Here is a 682-nt window from a genome sequence, read left to right as displayed (position 1 = left end):
GCGCCGACATCCTGGACCTGAGCGGGGCCACTGGCTGGCGCAACCTGCCCGGCAACGTGGCGGGCACGGGCCAGATCCGGCTGTCGGACGGCACGGTCATCAACTACACCGGGATCGAGCAGATCATCTGCTTCACCCCCGGCACGATGATCCGCACGCTGGGAGGCTTGCGCGCGATCGAGACGCTGGCCGTCGGCGACATGGTCGTGACCCGCGACAGCGGCGTGCAGCCCATCCGCTGGATCGGCACCACGGCGGTGGCGGGCACGGGCAGCTTCGCCCCGGTCCGCGTCCGCAAGGGCGCGCTGCCGGACCTGACGGCGGACCTTCTGGTGTCGCCGCAGCACCGGATGCTGGTGGAAGGCTACCGCGCGGAGCTGCTGTTCGGCGAGCGCGAGGTCCTCGCCTCGGCCAAGCACCTGGTGGACGGCAAGTATGTCACGGTGGAGGAGGCGGAGGCCGTCACCTACATCCACATGCTGTTCGACCGCCACGAGGTGGTCTTCGCCAACGGCGCGGCCACCGAAAGCTATCACCCGGCGAGCTATGGTTTGGGCGGGATCTGCGCCGAGGCCCGCGAGGAGCTGTTCGCGCTGTTCCCCGGACTGCGCGCCATGCCCGAAAGCTACGGCAAGACCGCCCGCCGCGTTCTCAAGGCCTTTGAGGCCCGCGCCCTGACCTG

At 69.9% G+C, this 682-nt stretch carries 1 protein-coding gene; it reads left to right on the top strand.

Translation table 11 applies throughout. From position 1 onward, the window contains the following. Positions 1–682: Hint domain-containing protein (locus tag PIJ50_RS16320; protein WP_271976655.1), on the top strand; the 682-nt coding region annotated here is incomplete at both ends.

This window comes from Falsirhodobacter sp. 20TX0035 (assembly GCF_028307215.1).
Classification (GTDB): domain Bacteria; phylum Pseudomonadota; class Alphaproteobacteria; order Rhodobacterales; family Rhodobacteraceae; genus Falsirhodobacter.
This window is presented reverse-complemented; position numbering and strand designations above follow the sequence as displayed.